We start from the raw sequence: 20543 nt of genomic DNA on the forward strand, positions 1-20543 counted from the left end.
TTTCTAAGATGGCTTCACAACAAAAGCCGTAAGCGGCGAAGAAACATCAAGGAGACAAACCATGAAGATCCATAAGATCCGCGTCGCCCTGGCGGCCGCCGCGCTGTGCCTGACAACCCTGGCCCCCGCCCAGGCGCAAACCACCGGCTGGCCGAACAAGCCGCTGCGCCTGCTGGTGGGGTCCGCGCCTGGCGGCGGTACCGACGCCATGGCGCGCGCCGTGGCCGACCGCCTGGGCCCGATGCTGAAACAGACCGTGGTGGTGGAAAACAAGCCGGGCGCATCCAACACGCTGGCGGCAGACCAGGCGGCGAAGTCGGCCGACAACCACACCATGGTGATGGGGGTGTCGACCGCCCACGCCATCGCCCCGCATCTGCTGAAGCTGGGTTACGACAATGACCGCGACCTGACGCCGGTGGTGTTCGTGGGGGCGGTGCCGAACATCCTGGTGGTCAACAACCAAGTGCCGGCCGAGTCCGTGCAGGCGCTGATTGCGCTGATCAAGCGCCGTCCGGGTGAATTCAATTTCGCCAGCAGCGGCGCGGGCAGCACGCAGCACATTGCCGCCGAGTTGTTCAAGGACGCCACGGGCGTGCAGATTACGCACATACCGTATCGCGGCAGCGGTCCCGCCATGGTCGACCTGATGGGCGGACAGGTGCAGATCGCGTTTGAAACGGCGTCGTCCGTCATTCCGCACATCAAGAGCGGCAAGGTGCGCGCGCTGGCGGTGCTGAGCGCCCGCCGCAATCCCCAGCTTCCCGATGTGCCCACGATGGCCGAGGCCGGCGTGCCCGGCGTGGAGATGAGCGCGTGGTACGGCATCTACATGCCAGCCAATACGCCCGCCGCCATCCAGACGCGCATCCACGACGACGTGAACCAGATTCTGGCCCTGCCTGAAACGCAGGCCCGGCTGCTGGCGATCGGGGCGGACATTACGCCGATGAGCCAGGCGCAGTTCGCGCAGTTCCATAAAGCTGAAAACCAGCGCTACGCCAGCATCATCAAGAAGAACAACATTTCCGTGGAATGACCTGAAATGGACACGCAGCAAAAACCCGTTATTGCCCTGACCCTGGGCGACCCGGCCGGCATCGGCGCCGAGCTGATCGCCCGCCTGCTGGCCCGGCCCGAGGCGTGCGAACGCGCCAACATCGTGCTGGTGGGGGATGCCTGGCTGTGGCGCGAAGGCCAGCGCGTGGCGGGCGTGCAGGTGCCGACGCAAGCCGTGGACAGCATGGTTGCCGTGCGGGGCCGCGCCGATACCCGCCAGCCCGCATGGCTGGCCATGGACACCGTGCGGCCCGACCAGGTAACCGTGGGGCAGGCCGAGGCGCCCGGCGGTGCGTCGGTGCTGCAAGTGCTTAACGCTTGCATGGACGCGGCGCGCGATGGGCATATCGACGCCATCTGCTTTGCGCCCTTGAACAAGTTCGCCATGAAGCAGGGCGGCTTGCGGCACGACGACGAGCTGCATCACTTTGCGCAGTACCTGGGCGTGACCGGCTACTTCTGTGAATTCAATACGCTGGGCGATCTGTGGACGTCGCGCGTGTCGTCCCACATTCCGCTCAAGGACGCCGCGGCCGCGCTCAGCATCGAAGGCATCAAGGCGGCCACGCGACTCATCTATCGCTCCTTGCAGGCCAACGGCATTGCCGCGCCGCGCGTGGCGGTGGCGGCGTTCAACCCGCACGGCGGCGACGGCGGCACATGTGGGCGCGAAGAAGTCGACATCATTGCGCCGGCCGTGCGGCAAATGAACGAGGAAGGGCTGCCGGTGCAGGGGCCGTTTCCCGCCGACACCATTTTCCTGAAGGCGCAGGCCGGACAGTTCCAGGCGATTGTCACCATGTATCACGACCAGGGGCAGATCGCGATCAAGCTGCTGGGCTTTTCCCGCGGCGTCACGGTGCAGGGCGGCCTGCCCATACCCATCACCACGCCCGCGCACGGCACCGCCTACGACATCGCCGGCCTTGGCCGCGCCAATGTGGACGCCACCTGGCAGGCGTTCCTGATCGCCTGCCGCATGGGCGCATCGCATCGAACCTCTATCGTTTGAACAGGACCCCACCATGAAGATCAAATCCGTCCGCGCCCGTGTCTTTGAATGGACCGGCAAGACCGTGCCGCCGCAAGGCAACTTTTGCTCCAACGCCATGGACCTGCTTTATTCACGCGAGGAAACCATGAGCACGTTTCGCTTTCACGGCTGGACGGTGGTGGAAGTGGAAACGGACGACGGCATCGTCGGGCTGGGCAATGTGGCGCTGGCCCCGCGCGTGGCCAAGGCCATCATCGACCAGTACCTGGCGCCCCTGGTGGTGGGCCAGGACCCCTGGGACTACGAATACCTGTGGCAGCGCATGTACCGCGCCACGCATGCGTGGGGCCGCAAGGGCGTGACGATGGCGGCGATTTCCGGCGTGGACCTGGCTATCTGGGACATCCTGGGCAAGTCGGTGGGCAAGCCCGTTTTCAAGCTGCTCGGCGGACGCACCAAGGAGAAGATTCCCGTCTACTACTCCAAGCTGTACCGCACCGACTTGAAAGCCATGCAGGACGAAGCGCAGACCTATCTGAACCAGGGCTTTACCGCGTTCAAGATGCGTTTTGGCTACGGGCCCGCGCATTTGCAGAAGGGCGTGGTCGAGAACCTGAAATCGGTGGAGGCCATTCGCGAAGTCATCGGCTACGACACGGATCTGATGCTGGAATGCTATATGGGCTGGAACCTGGAATACGCCAAGCGCATCCTGCCCAAGCTTGAAAAGTATGAACCGCGCTGGCTGGAAGAGCCCGTCATTGCGGATGACATCGACGGCTACGCCGAGCTGAACCAACTGACCTCGATTCCGATCTCGGGCGGTGAGCACGAATTTTCGCTGTATGGCTTCAAGCAACTGCTGGACAGGAAGGCCGTGTCGGTGGTGCAGTACGACACCAACCGCGTGGGCGGCATCACGGCGGCGCACAAGATCAACGCGCTGTGCGAAGCCTACAGCGTGCCGGTCATTCCGCATGCCGGCCAGATGCACAACTACCACCTGACGATGAGCACGCTGGCTTCCCCCATGAGCGAGTACTTTCCGATGTTTGATGTGGAAGTCGGCAACGAGCTGTTCTACTACATCTTCGACGGCGAGCCCGTGGCCAAGGAAGGGTTTATCGACCTGGACGACAACACGCCGGGCCTGGGGCTGACGCTGAAGACCGAATACCTGAACGATTTCAACATCATCGAGTAGGCCGCCATCACCATGACCATGACCATGACCAGGACCGCGACATCCCAGGCTCCGCGCTATCGCGGCATCTTCCCGGTGGTGCCCACCACGTTCACCGAATCGGGCGAGCTGGACCTGCCCAGCCAGAAGCGCGCGGTGGACTTCATGATCGATTCTGGCGTGGATGGCCTGTGCATCCTGGCCAATTTCTCCGAGCAGTTCGTGCTGTCGGACGACGAGCGCGAGGTCCTGACGCGGACCATTCTTGAACACGTGGGCGGCCGCGTGCCGGTCATTGTGACGACCACGCACTTCGGCACGCGCGTTTGCGCGGCGCGCAGCCGGCGCGCGCAAGACCAGGGCGCCGCCATGCTGATGATCATGCCGCCTTATCACGGTGCGACGATCCGGGTGCCCGAAGCGCAAATCGAAGCCTTTTTCCAGCAGGTGTCGGACGCGGTGGATATTCCCATCATGATCCAGGACGCGCCGGTGGCGGGCACGCCGCTGTCGGCCGCGCTGCTGGCGAAGATGGCGCGCGAGATCGAACAGGTGTCGTATTTCAAGATCGAAACCGCGGGCGCGGCCTCGAAGCTGCGTGACCTGATTGCGCTGGGCGGGGCCGCCATCGAAGGCCCGTGGGATGGCGAAGAGGCCATCACGTTGCTGCCGGACCTGGATGCCGGCGCCACGGGCTCGATGACGGGCGGCGGCTTTGCCGACGGCATCCGCCCCATCATCGAGGCGCATCGCGCGGGCCAGCGCGACGAGGCCTACCGCCTGTATGAACGCTGGCTGCCGCTGATCAACTACGAAAACCGCCAGGGCGGCATTCTGACGGCCAAGGCCTTGATGAAGGCGGGCGGGGTGATTGATTGCGACGCGCCCCGGCAACCGTTCCCGCCGATGCGCGACGAGGTGCGCCAGGGCCTGCTGGAAACCGCCCGCCGGCTGGATCCCCTGGTGCTGCGCTGGGGGCGGTAGCCGCCAGATCTTAAACACAGCGTTCCACCAGGCCGACCAAGCGGCCCTGGGGTAAAGAGTAAAATCCCCGGCTATCGATTACGTTGGGGGCTTGTGTGCAGCCGGTTATTTCAATTCAAGGTTTATCCAAGCGATACGCCTCGGGATTCCAGGCGCTCAAGGGCGTCAACCTGGACATTCAGCGCGGTGAGATCTTCGCCTTGCTCGGGCCGAATGGCGCGGGCAAGACGACGCTGATCAGCATCATCTGTGGCATCGTCAACCCGTCCGAAGGCCGGGTGCTGGCCGATGGCCATGACATCGTGTCGGACTTTCGCGCCGCGCGTTCCAAGATCGGACTCGTGCCCCAGGAAATTTCCACCGACGCGTTCGAAAGCGTGTGGAACACGGTCACGTTCAGCCGGGGCTTGTTCGGCAAGCCGGCCAACCCGGCCTACATCGAAAAAGTGCTGCGCGATTTATCGCTGTGGGACAAGAAGGACAGCCGCATCATGGCCTTGTCGGGCGGCATGAAGCGCCGCGTGATGATAGCCAAGGCGCTGTCGCACGAGCCGGCCATTCTGTTCCTGGACGAGCCTACCGCGGGCGTGGACGTGGAATTGCGGCGCGGCATGTGGGAAATGGTGCGGCGGCTGCGTGAAAGCGGCGTCACCATCATCCTGACTACGCACTACATCGAAGAAGCGCAGGAAATGGCCGATCGCATCGGGGTGATCCGCAAGGGCGAGATCATCCTGGTGGAAGAAAAGGACGCGCTGATGGCCAAGCTGGGCAAGCGCCAACTGAGCCTGACGCTGAAGGCGCCGCTGCCGGGCATTCCCACCGCGCTGGACGCCTATCAGTTGGACCTGTCCGCCGACGGCTACAAGCTGGTCTACACCTATGACAACCAGGGCGGCGGGCAAATTTCGCAGTTGCTGCAGGACCTGAGCCGGCTCCAGATCGAATTCACCGACCTGAGTTCATCGGAAAGCTCGCTTGAGGACATCTTCGTCAGCCTGGTACACGGTCAATCATGAACTTCTACGCCATTCGCGCTATCTACCTGTTTGAAATGGCCCGCGCCTGGCGCACGCTGATGCAAAGCGTGTTGTCGCCCGTCATTTCCACGTCGCTGTATTTCGTGGTGTTCGGCTCGGCCATCGGCTCGCACATGGTCGAGATCGACGGCGTCAGCTACGGCGCGTTCATCGTGCCCGGCATGATCATGCTGTCGCTGTTGACGCAAAGCATCGCCAACGCCTCGTTCGGCATCTATATGCCGAGGTTTTCCGGGACCATCTACGAAATCCATTCCGCGCCCATCTCGTATGTCGAGATCGTGATGGGCTATGTGGGGGCGGCCGCCAGCAAGTCCATCATCCTGGGGCTGATCATGCTGGCCACGGCGCGGCTGTTCGTGTCGTTCGAGGTTGCCCACCCCTTCTGGATGCTGGGCTTCCTGGTGCTGACCGCGGTGACGTTCAGCCTGTTCGGCTTCATCATCGGCGTGTGGGCCGACGGCTTCGAGAAGCTGCAGATCATTCCGCTGATGATCGTCACGCCGCTGACCTTCCTTGGCGGCACCTTCTATTCCATCAAGATGCTGCCGCCGTTCTGGCAGACTGCCACCTTGTTCAATCCGGTGGTCTACCTGGTCAGCGGTTTTCGCTGGGCGTTCTATGGCGTATCGGACGTCAGCCTGGGGGTCAGCGTGGGCATGACGCTGGTGTTCCTGCTGGCATGCCTGATCGGCGTGCGCTGGATCTTCAAGACGGGTTATCGCCTGAAGACCTGATCAGCGGGCGGCCGGCCCACGCACTCGAAGCGAAAAGCGTCGCGCAGTTGAACTGAGAGGCGCCACGCACGCTAAACGAAAAGCGCCCCGCACTTGAAATGAAAAGCGCCACGCACTTTGAAAGCGCGTGGCGCGGGCCGAACAATCCCCGGTTCGGCCGGTCATGCTCTCATGACCTTACTTGGACTTGCCCTGGCTCAGGTTCATCACCTTCTGCTTCAACTGCGGGTCCTGCTGCACGGCCTGGCCGATGCCGTTGAATTCTTCAACCGTCAGGCCGTCGGCGCGCACCAGTTGCACCATCTTCGCGTCGGCTTCCTGAACAACCTTTTGCTTGTCGTCGTTCGTTTTCGCGGCGTCGACCTTGGGACGGTATTCGTCGACCACGCCGGACACCTTCTGCGATGCCGAGGCAAAGCGTTGCAGTTGCTGATCGGTGGGTTGGGTGATGGCGGGCGCCATCTGCGGCTGAGCCGCCGGCTGGCTGGCGTTCTGCGCCATCGCGGGAGCACCGGACAGCGCCGTCGTCAGAATGGCGGCGGATAGGAATGCGTAAGTGGAACGCTGCATGAAACCTCCGTGTTCCGGTTAAGTGTCCGACCATGATGAAGACCGTAAGCGCCCAGGGGCAAGTTTCGCGATGTGTTTTCCTGTGTCGGCAGGCCACGAGCGGGCGGGTCCCCTGTAGGAGGGCGGCCCCTGCGGGGGCCACGGAAACGTTTTGCGCGGTTTCGTAGTGGCTGCTGGCCGCGATGTTTCGGCAGGTATGCGGGTGGGGGACGTTGCGGCCCACGAATGTGCGGACCAATCGTAGGATGGGTGGAGCGCGAGGAGACGCCCAGAAAGACCCAAGCGCCCAACGCGCGCAACCCATCAGCCACCGGTGAATATCAATCGGACCGCTGCCAGATGGGTTACGCGCGATGCTGCCCCGGCGATCTTGCCACCGACACCGCGCGCTTCACCCATCCTACGAAGTCATGGTCCGTCGTTTGGCGCCAGGGCGTCGAAGACGGCCAGTCAGATCAGCAGCATGCTCACCAACACCAGCGCCAGCAGCGCGATGTAGATGCGTGCGTGCAGGCGGTCGGGAATGCGGGGAATCAGCGGGGCTGCCAGCCGCATGCCTGCCAATGAGCCCAACGCCAGCACCGCGAAAGCCAACAGGTCGACATAGCCGATGATCCACGGCGCAAGCGGGGCCGGCAGACCGCGTGCCGCCGCCATGTAGGCCACGGTGCCCACGATGGCCACCGGCAAGGTCAAGGGGTTTGCCATCGCCGCTGCCTGGGCCATCGGCAGGCCCCGTCGCCGCAGCAGCGGCACCGTCATCACGCTGCCGCCCACGCCCAGAAACGTGGCGATGGCGCCGATCACCACGCCACCACCCACCACAACGCCCCGGCCCAGCGGCACGGGCGCGCGGGCGTCGGCTTGCGCCAGAAAGCCTTGGCGCAGCAGGCAGTCCAGGATGGTCACGGCCAGGTAGGCAATGAAGGCCCAGCGCACAAGATCGCCGCTGGCAAGCGTAGCGGCCCACGCGCCCAGCAGCGCACCCAGGCCGATATACGCCGCCAGCGGCCAGATGTACGCCCGCAATAGATTGCCCGCGCGCTGATGCTTGCGGGTTGCGGCAACGGAGTTCACCACCATCACGCACGTGGAAGTGGCCACCGCGATATGCATCGCGGACTGGCCGATCAGATCGATGGCGCCCGGCGTTACACCTGAATTTGCGCCATGCATCGCGGTCAGTACGCCATACAGGACGGGCACCACGACAAAGCCCCCGCCAAAGCCGAACAGCACGGTCGTGACACCGCTGAGTCCGCCGAATAGCGCCAGTAGTAGATAAAGCATGGTTGTCATCCTGAAGAACACCAGGACGATACGGCGCGGTTCGGTGGCTGGTTATCGCGCTTTGGACAATAATGTTTGAGTTTCGGCCAAACCCGTCCTCTTGCAATGCGCAATACCCATATCGACCGCTACGACGCGCTGGACCGTGCGGTGGTCGCCATCGGCAACGACTACCCGCCCGGTCACGTGCTGCCCGCGCATGCGCATCGGCGCGCGCAACTGCTGTATGGCGCAACCGGCGTCATGCATGTGGTCACGCGCGACGGCAATTGGGTGGTGCCACCGCAGCGCGCAGTGTGGATTCCCGCCGGCGTGACGCATCAGGTGCGCATGTGGGACGTCAGCACGCGCAGCGCGTATATCGAACCGGGCGCGGCGCGCGTTGATCGGAACGTGTGCGAGGTTATCGACGTGTCGCCGCTGTTGCGGCAGTTGCTGCTGGACGCGGTGGATATGCCCGCTTCCTATGACCCCGCGGGCCGCGACGGCGCGCTGGCGGCCTTGCTGCTGCACGAAGTGGAACGCGCACCTGTCTTGCCGCTGCACATTCCGCTGCCGCGCGACAAGAAGCTAGGGCCGCTCTGCCGCGCCTTCATCGCCGCGCCGGACGCGCGCATGCCGCCGCAAACCTGGGCAAACCGGCTGCACATGAGCCCGCGCACGTTCAGCCGATATTTCCGTCAGCAAACGGGGATGGCATTTGCCCAATGGCGCCAACGCGCTTGCGTGGTCTTGGCGCTGGCCCGCCTGGCGGCCGGTGGATCAGTCACCGCCATTGCGCTGGACTTCGGCTACCAAAGCCCCGCGGCGTTTTCAACGATGTTCCGCCGCGTGTTGGGGCGCGCGCCCACCGACTATCTGCGGCATCGCTAAGGTGGGGCGTCGCGGGGCAGGTATGGGTGAAGCTAGGCCGCGTACCAGAGCACCGCAAAAAAGTGGCAGACCGTGCCCGCCAGCACAAACAGATGCCAGATGAAATGGCTGTAGCGCCAGCGGTTGTCAAACACGAAGAAGACCACGCCGCCCGTATACGCCAGCCCACCCGCCACCAGCCAGGCAAGCCCGCCCGAGGGCACGCTTTCGATCAGCGGCTTGACCGCGATGATCACCAACCACCCCATGGCCAGGTACAGGCCAGTGGACAGGGCAGGGCGATTCAGCCGCTTGCTGGCCTTCAACCCCACACCCAGCAACGCCATCGCCCACACCAGCCCGAACAAGGTCCAGCCCCAGGGCCCACGCAGGGCGCCCAAGGCAAACGGCGTATAGGTGCCGGCAATCAGCAGATAGATGGCCGAGTGGTCCAGCACGTTGAAGATCTGCTTGGCCCGGCACAGCGGCAAGGCGTGATAGATGGTGGATGCCAGATACAGCAAACACATCGACGCCGCGAACACCGCCGCCGCCGCGATGAAGGCGGCATCCCCCTGGCGGACTGCCGCCACGATCAGGATGGGCGCGGCGGCCAAAGCGCCCACGGCGCCAATCCCGTGGCTGATGGTGTTGGCGATTTCTTCGCCGAAGGTTTGGGGGCGGTCGTTGGGAAACATGAATACGTCTTATTGATGCAAGGCTACAACCATAAGCGCTTTGGGCGGTGGGCTCAATGGGTGGCGGGGTGGTGGCTAGGGCGAAGGCGGGTCGCGCTTGATCTTAGGCAATCAGGATGTTATTTTTTGTGGGCAATAAAATATTTTTGCCTTCAATAAATAACACCCTGTCCCACGACATAACGCGAGATAACACAACGTGGCAGTGCATAGCCGTACGGTCAAACCTCCCATCCCCAATCGCGACCGCGTCCTCCAATTGGTGCGAGAGCGGGGAATCGCGCGCGCGCGGGATCTGACGGCGGCAGGCATTCCCCTTGTCTATTTGAAGCGGCTGACCGACAGCGGAGACCTCGTCCGCCTCGGCCGTGGGCTTTACCAAACGCCGGATCGCGTCGGTGAAGATGTTGCCCATGATCTTGCCGAGGCAGCTCGCCTGGTCCCCCAAGGGGTAGTAAGCCTTATCAGCGCGCTTCGCATGCACGGACTGACGACGCAGCTACCTGGTGCGGTCTGGATGACCATTCCCCATAAGGCCCGCGCACCCAGTCCGGCGAGGCTGCGGCTCGAAATCGTACGCGCTACCGGCGAAGCCCTGACTGCGGGTATCGAATACATCGACATCGAAGGGGTGAACGTGCCCATTTACTGCGTTGCCAAGACAGTGGCCGACTGCTTCAAGCACCGGCGCCACGTTGGCGAGGACGTGGCCATAGAAGCCCTGCGTGACGCCCTGCGCCAGCGCAAGGCCACGCCTGGCGAACTCATGAAATTCGCAACCATTGACCGCGTGGCCTCACGGATGGCGCCCTACATTCTGGCCATGCAATGAACGACAAGCTTTCCAAGAATCCCGCTGTCTCTATTCGCGCCAAGCTGCTCGCCCACGCCAAACGGCACGGGGAGGATTTTCAGCGGGTGCTGACCCGTTACGCCGTTGAGCGCTTGCTGTTCCGCCTTGGCCAGACCGAGGAGGCCAAACGCTATGTGCTCAAAGGCGCGATGCTGTTCGTGACATGGCCTGAGCATGTCTTCCGGTCTACGGGCGATCTTGATCTGTTGGGCCAGGGTGATCCTCATCCCGAGGCGTTGAGCGAACGATTCGCTCGCATCTGCCAGGTAAGATTTCCAAGTGATGGCATTGTGTTCGACGGGGCTACGCTGAAGGTCGGGGCCGTTCGCGAAATCGACAAATACCAAGGGGCCTGCATCAGCTTGGCGGCGGACTTGGCGGGGGCAAGGATTCCATTGCAGATCGATATCGGATTCGGTGACCGCGTTCATCCAGAGCCCAAGCGCGGGATTTTTCCAAGCTTGCTGCCCGATCTCCCACCGGCCAACATCCTGATGTATCCACCCGAGACCGTGGTCGCTGAAAAGTTCGAGGCGATGATCCGGTTTGGTGAAGCCAATAGCCGGATCAAGGACTTCTACGATGTCTGGATCACTACCCGGATTTTCTCCTTCGATCTGGTCAATGTGGTCAAGGCAGTCGGTGGGACGCTTCATAACCGAGCGACTGTGCTGCCCCCAGAAATGCCGTTGGGACTCACCGACGTTTTTGCCACCATTGCCGAGGAACGCGGGCTGTGGTCTGGCTTTCTGCGTCGGACAGCTCCAACGCAGAGGCCGCCATCGTTCCGAGACCTTCAGTCCGACTTGCGAGGTTTCTTCGGTCCTGTCCTGGCTGATCTCAGAGGGCCGGCGCGCACCCAAGGTATTTGGGATCCCGGCGCTCGAACTTGGCGCAACCGTTAGCCGAGATCTGCCGTGGCCAAGCTGACGCCTGACGACGTGTTCCTATATCAACGCACTTGGGTTCTGCCCGCAGCCTTCACATCTAGGGGCTACAGGCTTGATCTTGAGCAAGCCAAACACGTGCCCGCGTCAGGAACCTACCCTCTTCGATAGTTACCCTGTGATACATTTCATGCGGCTGTCCAACAGCCCGCAGAGGCGGACGCCTTGTTCTTTTTCCTGGGCTCGCACCCGCGTTGGCGCATCGGCGTCAGCGCAACAGATACTCTTAGCGTTCTGACCATCGCCGTCGCGTTGGTGTCCCGTTTGCAATGGCTGATGGGCGGCCCCGGCCTGGCCGGGAGGTTCTAGCAGGTTTACTGGCCGAGGCCTACCAATGGCGCGCAGTTTTACCAATCTGTTTTTCAAAGCGGCAAAGAAGCTGAGCAAGCTGCAACGCACGGCGATGCGCATGGCGACGCCCAAGCCGGCCCGCAAGCGGGTCACGTCGGCGCGCAAGGCGGCGGCGAAGGCAGCGCCGGCCACGGCTACCCCACGTCAGCCCGTGGCCCCCTCGCTGGGTAGCGGGCGCTGGGAAGGCTCCCGGCAGTTTTCTGATGGACAGGGGCGCCAACTGAGCTTTGCGCGCTATACCCCGGTTTCCGCGCCGCCCACGGGCATTCCTTTGGTGGTGATGTTGCATGGCTGTCGCCAGACCGCACTGGCGTTCGCGCGGGGCACCCGGATGAACCAATGGGCGGACGCTGGTGGCTTCATGGTGCTGTATCCGCAGCAATCCATGACGCGCCAGGTGCAGCGCTGTTGGCGATGGTTCCAGCCCGATGACGCCCACGGCGGCGCCGAGGCTGATTTGATCGCGGCGCTGATCCAGTCGGAAGTCGCGCGGCACGGGCTGGACCCCGAGCGTGTCTATGTGGCGGGCCTGTCCGCGGGCGCGGGCATGGCGGCCTTGGTGGCTTTGCGCCATCCGTCATTGATCGCGGCGGTGGCGATGCACTCCGGGCCGGTGGTGGGCGACGCCCACAGTGCCACGGCCGGCATCAGCACCATGCGGCGCGGCTCGGTCAAGCCCTTGCTGCCGATGCTGGCAGCCGTGTCGGACCCGGCCGTGTTTCAACTGGGCATGCCCGCGCTGATTCTTCAAGGCCAACTGGACCCTGCGGTAGCGCCGCGCAACGCCAAACAATTGTTCGAACAGTTCCGCGCGCTGAACGACCTGCGCCCCGAAGACGTGCCGGTTGAGCGCGTGCTGGGCTTGGGCACCGACAAGGCGTATCGCCGGGTGGACTTGCTGCGCGGCCGTAAAGCCGTGTTGCGCCTATGCGAGATCACGCGGCTGGAGCATGCCTGGAGCGGGGGCGACGCCTCCGTGAAATACCACGCCCGGGGCGGGCCGGATGCGTCGGCGCTGGTGTGGCGGTTCTTCCAGGGCTTGCGCCGCGTGGGTGCGGGCCAGCCAAAATCCTAGGCAGGATTGTTCCGATTTCGGGAATGGATATGTCGAGGTCGGGCGCCAGGGAAATGGCATCCGGCGGCGGTAAGATCGCCGCATCCCTGGCGTTTGCCGCCTTCCGCGCGCGCCAAGCAGACGAACCCCTTTGGAAATTCCTGCCATGACGCTTTCTGTTTATCAGGCATCCGTGCCCGTGTTCATCCGCGGCTTGACCGTGCTGGCCAGCTTGCTGGAAAAAGGCCTGGCCCATGCCGAGGCGACGGGCACCGACCCCGCCGAGCTCGTCAACGCGCGTCTGGCGCCCGACATGTACCCCTTGTCGGGGCAGGTGCAGCGCGCCAGCGATGCGGCCAAGTTCACCGTGCAGCGCTTGTCGCAAGGGCAGGCACCCAAGTTTCCCGATGAAGAAACCACGTTTGCGCAATTGCAGCAACGTATCCAGGACACGATTGCCTATTTGCAAAGCGTCACGCCCGAGCAGTTCGACGGCGCCGAGGACCGGCAGATCGTCATCAACTTCGGCGACTTCAAGCCCGAGTTCAAGGGCGACACGTATCTGCTGAGCTTTGCGCTGCCAAACTTCTATTTCCACGTGACGACCGCCTACGCGATCCTGCGCAATGCGGGCGTGAAGCTAGCCAAGCTAAATTTCCTGGGGCCGTACCCGCAATAAGTAGCGCGCAGGGGCAGGGCACACGCGGGGCGAGGGCGGGGCGAACGCAGACCGTGCAGACCTCCGTTTGCCCGCCGCCTGCCAGGCAGGTTTACTTCTTGGCGGCGTCGCCGCAACCCGACATCTCGCCCATCTTGGCCATGTTCTGCTGGATTTCTTCGGGCGTGTAATCGAACTTGTGTGTGGCGATTGACCAGCGGTGTCCAAACGGGTCCACCACCTGGCCGTAGCGGTCGCCCCAGAACATATCTTCGGCCGGCATCGCCAGGGTGGCGCCGGCGTCCACCGCTTGCTTCATCGCGGCGTCTACGTCGTTGACGTACAGGTGCAGCGTGACGGGCGTGCCTTTGAGCGCCTTCGGCCCCAGGCTGCCCCATTCGGCAAAATCATCCATCAGCATCAGCACGGAATCACCGATGCGCACGGCCGCGTGCATGATCTTGCCGTTCGGGCCGGGCAAGCGCGCCAGCTCCTCGGCGTTGAAGGCTTTTTTGTAGAAGGCGATGGCGTCGGCAGCGCCTTCGCAGATGATGTGCGCGGTCAGCGTGTGCATGCCGGCGGGAATGGGCGTGGTGGCGGGCGTTGCCATGATGCGTCTCCGAAAACTGTTGAGTGATGGATGGGGGACGGAGCGGCGTCACGAGAGGCTTTACCGGTGGGTCCCTGCCTATACGACGAACGGACAGTGCCGATATCGACACGCCGCGCCACTTTTTTTATTTGCTTACCAAAGTGCTGAATCCGCCCCAGCACATCCGCTTGAAATCGAACACGTTTTCGCAACCGCTCATATTGGCCAAGCGGGGGTCGGCCATGACCAACGGGTTGATGCGGTCGCGGTCGGCCTTGCTTGCATACAGAATCCAGGCGAAGACTGCCGTTTCCCCATCCTTCACGCCTGCGGCTTCCGCAAACGAGCGCATGTTTTCACCGCCCGGTTCATCGGCCACGCATTCGCGGTAATCCAGCGCGCCATGATCCAGCCAAACCACCTTGGCCTGTTCTGCCATCTTCTTGTAGTCGGCCAGATTGGCCTTGGGCACCGGCAGCAAGAAACCATCTACGTATTCTTCCATCGCACACTCCTTTGGTCGCTGTTGTTGTATCGGCGGGGCGCGCCCGCTGGCCACGCCTGCCGCCGTCCGGCCTCCCAGGCCGTAAACGCCACTTTATCGGGATAGACGACGCTTTCAGATAGGGGATTGCGACATTCTTGCGGGTAGATTGCGTCAACGCGCGGGCGTATGCTTAGCGTCATGAAAAACGTCGCGTTTCTTCTGCCCACGGGCACCAACATTGCGTCCCTGGAAACCGCGCGCCACGGCTTCCTGGTGGCCAATAACTATCTGGCCGCGCAAGGGCGCGAACCCCAATTCCACGTGCGCACCCTGGCGCTCACGCGCGAGGTCAGCCTGGATGAAGGGCGCATCAAGGTGCAGGCCGATCTGGTGCTGGCTGATGCGCCGCAGATCGACATCTGCATCGCGCCGCCCTTGTTGGGCACGGTGTCCGACGTGGTGCAGTCCAACCGCGAGCTGATCGATTGGTTGTCGACCCATCATCGCAACGGCGGCGAAGTGGCCAGTTTGTGCGTGGGCGCCGCGTTGTTGGCCGCAGGCGGCATGCTGGACGGACAGCAGGCGGTGGTGCATTGGGTGGCGCAGAACCTGTACGCCAGCCTTTTCCCGAATGTCCGCTGGATCAGCGACCGCGTCGTCATGGCCGAGAACGGCGTCTACACCAGCGGCGGCGCATTTTCCGCGGCGCATCTGGTGCTGCACCTGATCGAAAAATATACCGACCGCGACACCGCCATCTGGTGCGCCAAGTACTTCCAACTGGACTGGAGCCGTCAGAGCCAATTGCCGTTCGCGGTGTTCATGGGCCAGAAGGCTCACGCCGACGAGGTGGTGCGCGCCGTGCAGACCTATATCGAAGGCCGCTACACGGAAAAAATCACCGTGGAAGATTTGGCTGGCCGCCATGCCATGGGACGCCGCACGCTGGAACGGCGCTTTCGGCAGGCCACGGGCAACAGCATCGTGGAATACCTGCAGCGCGTGCGCGTGGAAGCGGCCAAGAAACGCTTGGAAAGTTCGCGCAAGAGTGTGGCCGAAGTCATGTATGAAGTGGGCTACAACGACACCAAGGCGTTTCGCGATATTTTCAATAAATACTGCGGCATGTCGCCGGTGGGATATCGCGGACGGTATCAGTAGAAAATCGGACTCCTCTTACAGATGTTCGGGGCGCTCTCGGCCTATCCTTGATGCGTCGCGGCCTGACTCCCAGGCCCGGGAGGCAAGCCGACATGAGCATCAGCGTGACCCACGACGATCCCCGCTACAAGACCCTGAAAAAGGGCTTCAACCTGCGGTGGCCCGCCCAGCCCGAAGATGCGGCCGCGCGCATCGAACTCTGTGAAACACCCGATGACGCGGCCCGTGCCCTGTCCCGCATCGTGGCGCAGGGCAAGCGCCCCACGATACGTAGCGGGGGCCACTGCTATGAGGACTTCGTCTCGAACAATCCGGGCGGCGCCATCCTTGACCTCAGCTTGCTGGACCGCGTGCCTCCGTCATCCGACGGGCTGCTGCGCATTGCCGCCGGTTCGCAAAACTGGAACGGCGACCTGGACCTGTACAAGCGTCATGGCGTGTCCTTGCCCGGCGGCTCTTGCTATTCGGTGGCGGCGGGCGGCCACATCACGGGCGGCGGCTACGGCCTGCTGTCGCGCCTGCAAGGGCTGGCGTGCGACTGGCTGAGCGCGGTCGACATCCTGACCGTGGACGCGGGCGGCAACGTCGTGCCGCGCACCGTCGACGCCACGCGCGACGCCGACCTGTTTCGTGCCTGCCGAGGGGCGGGCGGCGGAAACTTCGGCGTGATCACCAGCTATGGTTTTGCCACGTTGCCCCAGGCTCCGCGCGAAGTGGCCATCGCCACCGTTGCATTCGACTGGGCCGGCATGACGCCCCGGCGCTTTGCGCAACTGCTGGACATCTATGGCAGCTATTGGGAAACGCGGGGCAGGGCCGCCGACACCTGGGGCATGTTCTCGTTGCTGAAGCTCACGCATCAGGCGGCGGGGCAGATCGTGATGATCGTGCAGTTCTGCAACCCCGACGGCACTTGCCGAGACCTGACGGTGCTGCAAGATTTTCTGGACCGCTTCCGTGCCTGCGCGCCGGTTGCCGCGCGGGCCACCACGCCAGGCCTGCCACGCCCGCGCATGGGCGGCGACCTGCTTTGCAGCGAGCCGCACACGGTTATCCGCTACGACTGGCTGGCGGCCACGCAAACGCTCAATGGCTCGGGCCCCAACCAGCGCGGCAAATACAAGTCCGCCTACATGAAACGCAACTTCAGCGTGCACGAGTCCGCGCGCATTTACACGCATCTGACTCGCGACATGCCCGGCGCTGACCTGCGCCAGTCGCTGTTGCAGGTGGACTCTTACGGCGGCGCCATCAACCGGCCCGAACGCCTGCGCGACACCGCCGTGCATCAGCGTGAATCGGTCATGAAGCTGCAATACCAAACCTACTGGACCCATGCCGACCAGGACGCCATCCATTTGCGCTGGATGACGGATTTTTACCGCGACGTGTATACGGACCCGGCGGCCCCTTCGCCATTGTCGGGATTCGCGGGCACGCCGTATCCGGGGGATAGGTATCAAGGCTGCTACATCAACTACCCCGACCGCGACATGCTCGCGCATGATTTTTGGCCGCAGTTGTATTACGGAAAGGGCGAGCTTTATCCGTTCCTGCAACAGGTCAAGCGCCGCTACGATCCGAATAATGTCTTCCACCATGCGATGTCGGTGCGCCCGTGATGACGCACGATTCGCCTTGCCGGAGCCTGCCATGAACACCTTCTTCAGCGCGCCGCGCAGATCCTTCATCCAGCTTGCCGGTGGTTTGTCGGCCGCGAGCGCGGCGGCGCCGTGGCTGTCCGCGATGGGCGCGTCGGCATCGGCCCCATCTTCCACATCCCTTACATCCCCCGCTGATCCCGCCGGCTTTGCCTATGTGGGCACCTACACGCACGATGCGCCGGGCGGCACGGCAGGCGGGCCACCGTCCGCGGGCATCCACGTGTTTGCGATGCGCGCGCAAGGCTGGCGGCTGGTCCAGGTAATGGAAAGCGACAACCCGTCCTATCTGGCCGTGCATCCCACGCGGCGCTTTCTGTACGCCATCAACGAGATCGAACACTGGCAAGGGCTGCCCCGGGGCACGGCCGAGGCCTACGCCATTGATGCCGCGGATGGCAGCTTGCGATTGTTGAACCGGCAGCCCCTGTCCTTATCCAGCACCGCGCCAGCGCACCTGGCGGTATCGCCCGACGGCAAGCATCTGGTCACTGCGCAGTACCTGGGCGGCACCTACAACGTGCTGCCCATCCAGCGCGATGGTTCGTTGGGCGCGGTGTCAGGCATCGTCAAGGAAACCGGCTCTGGCCCGCGTCCCGAACAGCAATCCGCCCACCCGCACATGGTGCTGTTCGACCCCACCGGCCAGCGCGTGCTGGCTACTGACCTGGGCAGCGACCGCATCAATGCGTTTACGCTGGCAGACGGCAACTTGTCGCTCTCCGCGCGCACCGAACTGCCTGCGGGCAGCGGGCCACGCCATCTGGCGCTGCATCCCGACGGCGCGCTGCTGTATGTCGTCAATGAGCTCGATGCCAGCGTGTCGTGCTACGGGTATGACTCCATCGCGGGCCGTGTGCTGGAACACCGCCACACCGTCCCGGCCACGCCGGCGGGCTTTACTGGCACGGCCAACGCGGCGTCACTGCTCATTCATCCATCCGGCCGCTATCTGTATGTGTCTACCCGCCGCGTCCAGAACGATCATCCGCAGGCGGACAGCATCGGCGTCTTTGGCATAGGCGCGGACGGCGCGCTCACGCCGCTGCAAGTCTGGACGGAAGGGCTGCGCTTTCCGCGCGCACTGACCATGGCGCCGGACGGCGGCGCCTTGTACGCGCTGAACCAGAAAGGTGATTCGATCCTGCGCTTGCGCATCGATGCCGCAACGGGGCGCCTGGACAACCCCGACGTGGTGGCCCAGGTGCCCACGCCGGTGTGTCTGGTGTTCGCCTGAGCCTTCATACCCATTGGCGTCATTGCATCCATCGCGGCTATCGCAGCCGTCACAACTGCCGTAGTCGCCTCAGACACCGGGGAACCCCTCCGCCCGCTCAGCGTCGAACCGTTCATGAACGCCAACCCTGTCTTGCGCTTCATCAGGCGCATCGTCGTACTTTCCTTGTTGGCCGCGCTGGCCGTTTGGGCGTGGCCCCGCCTGCCCGATGCTGCGCGCGCGCCGTGGCATATGGCGCGGCTTGCGTGGCAAGAAGCGCCGACGTCATTGCCCGTGCCGGTGCAGGGTGTTTCCTCGCGACGCCTTTCCGACACCTGGGGCGCCGCGCGGTCGAACGGCCGGCGCCACGAAGGCATCGACATCTTTGCCCCCCGGGGCACGCCCGTGCTGTCCACCACCGAAGGCGTCGTGATGCAGGTGGGCACGAACAACCTTGGCGGCCAGGTGGTATGGGTGCTGGGCCCCGGCCGCCAACGGCATTACTACGCGCATCTGGACGGCTACGCCGACATTGAACGCGGGCAATTGGTGGCGCCGGGTGATGTGCTGGGTTATGTCGGCAATACGGGGAATGCCCAAGGAACCCCGCCGCATCTGCATTATGGAATTTATGACGGCGGGGCCATCAACCCGTATGCGCTGTTGGTGACCCAGAAAACGCCGCCCTGACGCTTTCCGTCAGCACCTGCGCCGTCGCCGCCGATAAGGTCCAGCCCAAGTGCCCATGTCCGGTGTTGTAGAACACTCCCGGGCGTTTGCCCGGCCCCACACGCGGCAGCATGTTGGGCGTCATGGGGCGCAGGCCGCACCACGGGACGACCCGCGATGTCATCACGCCGGGGAAATGCTTGCGGGTCCAGTCGATCAGCGGTTGCACGCGCTCGGCACGGATGTCCAGGTTGAAGCCGTTGAACTCGGCCGTGCCGGCTACGCGGAAGCGGTCGCCCAGGCGGCTGGTGACGATCTTTGCGGCTTCGTCCAGCAAGCTGACGTGGGGCGCGGCTGCGCGGCTGTCGGCGTCGTCCAGGTGCACGCTGATCGAATAGCCCTTGACCGGGTAGATGTTCAACCTGTCGCCCAGCAGCTTGGCGAATTGTCTGCTGGCGGACCCCGCGCACACCACGATGGCGTCGGCCTCGTGCGGTTCGCGTTCGGTGCCGCCGTTGCGCAGTACGTCCAGCCCGTAACCGCCGTTGTGCGGGCGGATGGCGCCGATGTCGGCGTCTTGCACGAAGCTCACGCCACGGCGTTCGCAGGCGCGGGCCAGGCCTCGGGTGAACTTGTGGATGTCGCCTGTGGCGTCCGATGGCGTGTAGAAGCCGCCGTGGCATCCGGTTTGCAGGGTGGGTTCGATGGCGCGGGCTTCGTCGGCCGTCACGGCGTAGCGGTCCAGGCCGCCGGCTTGCAACAGCGTGTTGGCGCGGTGCGCCGCCTTGAAGCTGTCGGCGTCATGGTAGATGTGCAGGATGCCCCGGCGTTCCAGGTCGAAGTCGATGCCTTCGGCCTCGGCCATGTCGAACAAGTGCTGGCGCGCCTGGATGGCCAGGCGGGTAGTGGCGATGGTGTTGTCGCGGTAGTTGGGAATTTGCGCCATGAACTGCGCCAGCCACGAATACTTGTGCCAACTGAACCGGGGGTTCAGCAACAGCGGCGCGTTTTTGCGCAGCATCCAGCGCAGCCCTTTGAGAATGGTGGCGGTGCTGTTCCAGACCTCGGCGTTGCTGGCGGACAGTTGGCCGCCGTTGGCGTAGGACGTTTCCATGGCGGGATAGCGCTGGCGGTCGTAGACGGTGACCTGGTATCCCAATTTGCACAAGGCATAGGCGGACGTGACGCCGGTGATACCGGCGCCAATGATGGCGATGCGGGGCATGGTGGCTCCAGAGGGTGTGGCCGCAACCAATACGGATGCGGCACCCCATCTGTCTTTGATACCTGAGAGCTTCACCCGGCCGACGGGTGCGGCGGGGTTCCCCTTCGGTGGGCGCGCACGGCGCCTCTCTCCAGATTGTCTAGACGCGCGCAGTCCTGTTGCCTGAGAGTTTCCGGGGCGGTTGCTCCGTCGGCGCCGGCCGCAAGGGCCAATCTCTTCTACGCGGTTTTGAATCGACGGGGTAGAGAATAGCCAAGTTCCT

At 63.7% G+C, this 20543-nt stretch carries 22 protein-coding genes and 1 riboswitch; of the genes, 15 read left to right on the forward strand and 7 right to left on the reverse strand.

Annotated elements, in window-relative coordinates; translation table 11 throughout:
* Positions 1 to 61: 61 nt before the first annotated feature.
* From M2361_RS02715 to M2361_RS02740, 6 genes are all read left to right on the forward strand, one after another.
* Positions 62 to 1039: a tripartite tricarboxylate transporter substrate binding protein gene (locus M2361_RS02715; RefSeq protein ID WP_259246108.1), complete on the forward strand. Its 978-nt coding sequence runs from the start codon at positions 62 to 64 to the stop codon at positions 1037 to 1039.
* A 6-nt stretch (positions 1040 to 1045) separates the two neighbouring features.
* On the forward strand, positions 1046 to 2071 hold the full coding sequence (locus M2361_RS02720) for a 4-hydroxythreonine-4-phosphate dehydrogenase PdxA (RefSeq protein WP_259246109.1): 1026 nt from the start codon (positions 1046 to 1048) through the stop codon (positions 2069 to 2071).
* Positions 2072 to 2084: 13 nt separating this feature from the next.
* Positions 2085 to 3257 carry an L-rhamnonate dehydratase gene (locus M2361_RS02725; protein ID WP_259246110.1) on the forward strand — a complete coding sequence of 391 codons (1173 nt, stop codon included), beginning with the start codon at positions 2085 to 2087 and terminating at the stop codon, positions 3255 to 3257.
* Between the two features lie 24 nt (positions 3258 to 3281).
* Positions 3282 to 4220, forward strand: a complete 939-nt coding sequence (locus M2361_RS02730) for a dihydrodipicolinate synthase family protein (RefSeq protein WP_259246111.1) — start codon at positions 3282 to 3284, stop codon at positions 4218 to 4220.
* A 95-nt stretch (positions 4221 to 4315) separates the two neighbouring features.
* On the forward strand, positions 4316 to 5239 hold the full coding sequence (locus tag M2361_RS02735; RefSeq protein ID WP_259246112.1) for an ABC transporter ATP-binding protein: 924 nt from the start codon (positions 4316 to 4318) through the stop codon (positions 5237 to 5239).
* Positions 5236 to 5997 carry an ABC transporter permease gene (locus M2361_RS02740; RefSeq protein WP_050445042.1) on the forward strand — a complete coding sequence of 254 codons (762 nt, stop codon included), beginning with the start codon at positions 5236 to 5238 and terminating at the stop codon, positions 5995 to 5997. The genes M2361_RS02735 and M2361_RS02740 overlap by 4 nt, the downstream gene beginning before the upstream one ends.
* 177 nt (positions 5998 to 6174) lie before the next feature.
* On the opposite strand, the gene M2361_RS02745 is transcribed toward M2361_RS02740, so the two are convergent.
* A complete protein-coding gene (locus tag M2361_RS02745) occupies positions 6175 to 6567 on the reverse strand; it encodes a DUF4168 domain-containing protein (protein WP_259246113.1) in 393 nt (130 codons plus the stop codon).
* Positions 6568 to 7017: 450 nt separating this feature from the next.
* Entirely contained in the window at positions 7018 to 7857 is an 840-nt protein-coding gene (locus tag M2361_RS02750) for a sulfite exporter TauE/SafE family protein (RefSeq protein ID WP_259246114.1), read from the reverse strand.
* A gap of 105 nt (positions 7858 to 7962) precedes the next feature.
* Between M2361_RS02750 and M2361_RS02755 the strand changes: the two genes are divergently transcribed.
* Positions 7963 to 8730, forward strand: coding sequence for a helix-turn-helix domain-containing protein (locus M2361_RS02755; RefSeq protein WP_259246115.1), 768 nt, complete (start codon positions 7963 to 7965; stop codon positions 8728 to 8730).
* A 32-nt stretch (positions 8731 to 8762) separates the two neighbouring features.
* Here M2361_RS02755 and M2361_RS02760 read toward each other — a convergent pair whose 3' ends face one another.
* Both M2361_RS02760 and M2361_RS02765 read right to left on the reverse strand, forming a co-directional pair.
* A complete protein-coding gene (locus M2361_RS02760) occupies positions 8763 to 9407 on the reverse strand; it encodes a hemolysin III family protein (RefSeq protein WP_050445047.1) in 645 nt (214 codons plus the stop codon).
* A gap of 103 nt (positions 9408 to 9510) precedes the next feature.
* Positions 9511 to 9822 carry a hypothetical protein gene (locus M2361_RS02765; protein ID WP_259249289.1) on the reverse strand — a complete coding sequence of 104 codons (312 nt, stop codon included), beginning with the start codon at positions 9820 to 9822 and terminating at the stop codon, positions 9511 to 9513.
* Between M2361_RS02765 and M2361_RS02770 the strand changes: the two genes are divergently transcribed.
* From M2361_RS02770 to M2361_RS02785, 4 genes are all read left to right on the forward strand, one after another.
* Positions 9703 to 10239, forward strand: a complete 537-nt coding sequence (locus M2361_RS02770; protein WP_259249223.1) for a type IV toxin-antitoxin system AbiEi family antitoxin domain-containing protein — start codon at positions 9703 to 9705, stop codon at positions 10237 to 10239. The genes M2361_RS02765 and M2361_RS02770 overlap by 120 nt on opposite strands.
* Positions 10236 to 11165 carry a nucleotidyl transferase AbiEii/AbiGii toxin family protein gene (locus M2361_RS02775; protein ID WP_259246117.1) on the forward strand — a complete coding sequence of 310 codons (930 nt, stop codon included), beginning with the start codon at positions 10236 to 10238 and terminating at the stop codon, positions 11163 to 11165. Before M2361_RS02770 ends, M2361_RS02775 begins: the two co-directional genes overlap by 4 nt.
* Positions 11166 to 11541: 376 nt before the next feature.
* Positions 11542 to 12633 carry a PHB depolymerase family esterase gene (locus tag M2361_RS02780; protein ID WP_259246118.1) on the forward strand — a complete coding sequence of 364 codons (1092 nt, stop codon included), beginning with the start codon at positions 11542 to 11544 and terminating at the stop codon, positions 12631 to 12633.
* A gap of 145 nt (positions 12634 to 12778) precedes the next feature.
* Positions 12779 to 13291 carry a DUF1993 family protein gene (locus tag M2361_RS02785; RefSeq protein WP_259246119.1) on the forward strand — a complete coding sequence of 171 codons (513 nt, stop codon included), beginning with the start codon at positions 12779 to 12781 and terminating at the stop codon, positions 13289 to 13291.
* A 91-nt stretch (positions 13292 to 13382) separates the two neighbouring features.
* Here the strand turns inward: M2361_RS02785 and M2361_RS02790 are convergent, their stop codons facing one another.
* Both M2361_RS02790 and M2361_RS02795 read right to left on the reverse strand, forming a co-directional pair.
* Complete coding sequence (locus tag M2361_RS02790; RefSeq protein WP_259246120.1) at positions 13383 to 13880, reverse strand: VOC family protein; 498 nt, start codon at positions 13878 to 13880, stop codon at positions 13383 to 13385.
* A 127-nt stretch (positions 13881 to 14007) separates the two neighbouring features.
* Entirely contained in the window at positions 14008 to 14367 is a 360-nt protein-coding gene (locus M2361_RS02795; RefSeq protein ID WP_100856467.1) for a DUF1428 domain-containing protein, read from the reverse strand.
* Positions 14368 to 14535: 168 nt separating this feature from the next.
* Here M2361_RS02795 and M2361_RS02800 point away from each other — a divergent pair, with 168 nt between their 5' ends.
* The 4 genes from M2361_RS02800 (at position 14536) to M2361_RS02815 (ending at position 19077) form a co-directional block, all read left to right on the forward strand.
* Positions 14536 to 15510 carry a GlxA family transcriptional regulator gene (locus tag M2361_RS02800; RefSeq protein WP_259246121.1) on the forward strand — a complete coding sequence of 325 codons (975 nt, stop codon included), beginning with the start codon at positions 14536 to 14538 and terminating at the stop codon, positions 15508 to 15510.
* Positions 15511 to 15602: 92 nt separating this feature from the next.
* Entirely contained in the window at positions 15603 to 17132 is a 1530-nt protein-coding gene (locus tag M2361_RS02805) for an FAD-binding oxidoreductase (protein ID WP_259246122.1), read from the forward strand.
* A 31-nt stretch (positions 17133 to 17163) separates the two neighbouring features.
* Entirely contained in the window at positions 17164 to 18408 is a 1245-nt protein-coding gene (locus tag M2361_RS02810) for a beta-propeller fold lactonase family protein (protein ID WP_259246123.1), read from the forward strand.
* Between the two features lie 114 nt (positions 18409 to 18522).
* Entirely contained in the window at positions 18523 to 19077 is a 555-nt protein-coding gene (locus tag M2361_RS02815; RefSeq protein WP_259246124.1) for a M23 family metallopeptidase, read from the forward strand.
* On the opposite strand, the gene M2361_RS02820 is transcribed toward M2361_RS02815, so the two are convergent.
* Complete coding sequence (locus M2361_RS02820) at positions 19034 to 20281, reverse strand: D-amino acid dehydrogenase (RefSeq protein WP_259246126.1); 1248 nt, start codon at positions 20279 to 20281, stop codon at positions 19034 to 19036. The genes M2361_RS02815 and M2361_RS02820 overlap by 44 nt on opposite strands.
* Positions 20282 to 20421: 140 nt before the next feature.
* Positions 20422 to 20512, reverse strand: a riboswitch (glycine riboswitch).
* Between the last annotated feature and the right edge of the window lie 31 nt (positions 20513 to 20543).

It is taken from the genome of Achromobacter sp. JUb104 (assembly GCF_024806975.1).
GTDB lineage: Bacteria > Pseudomonadota > Gammaproteobacteria > Burkholderiales > Burkholderiaceae_B > Achromobacter > Achromobacter spanius.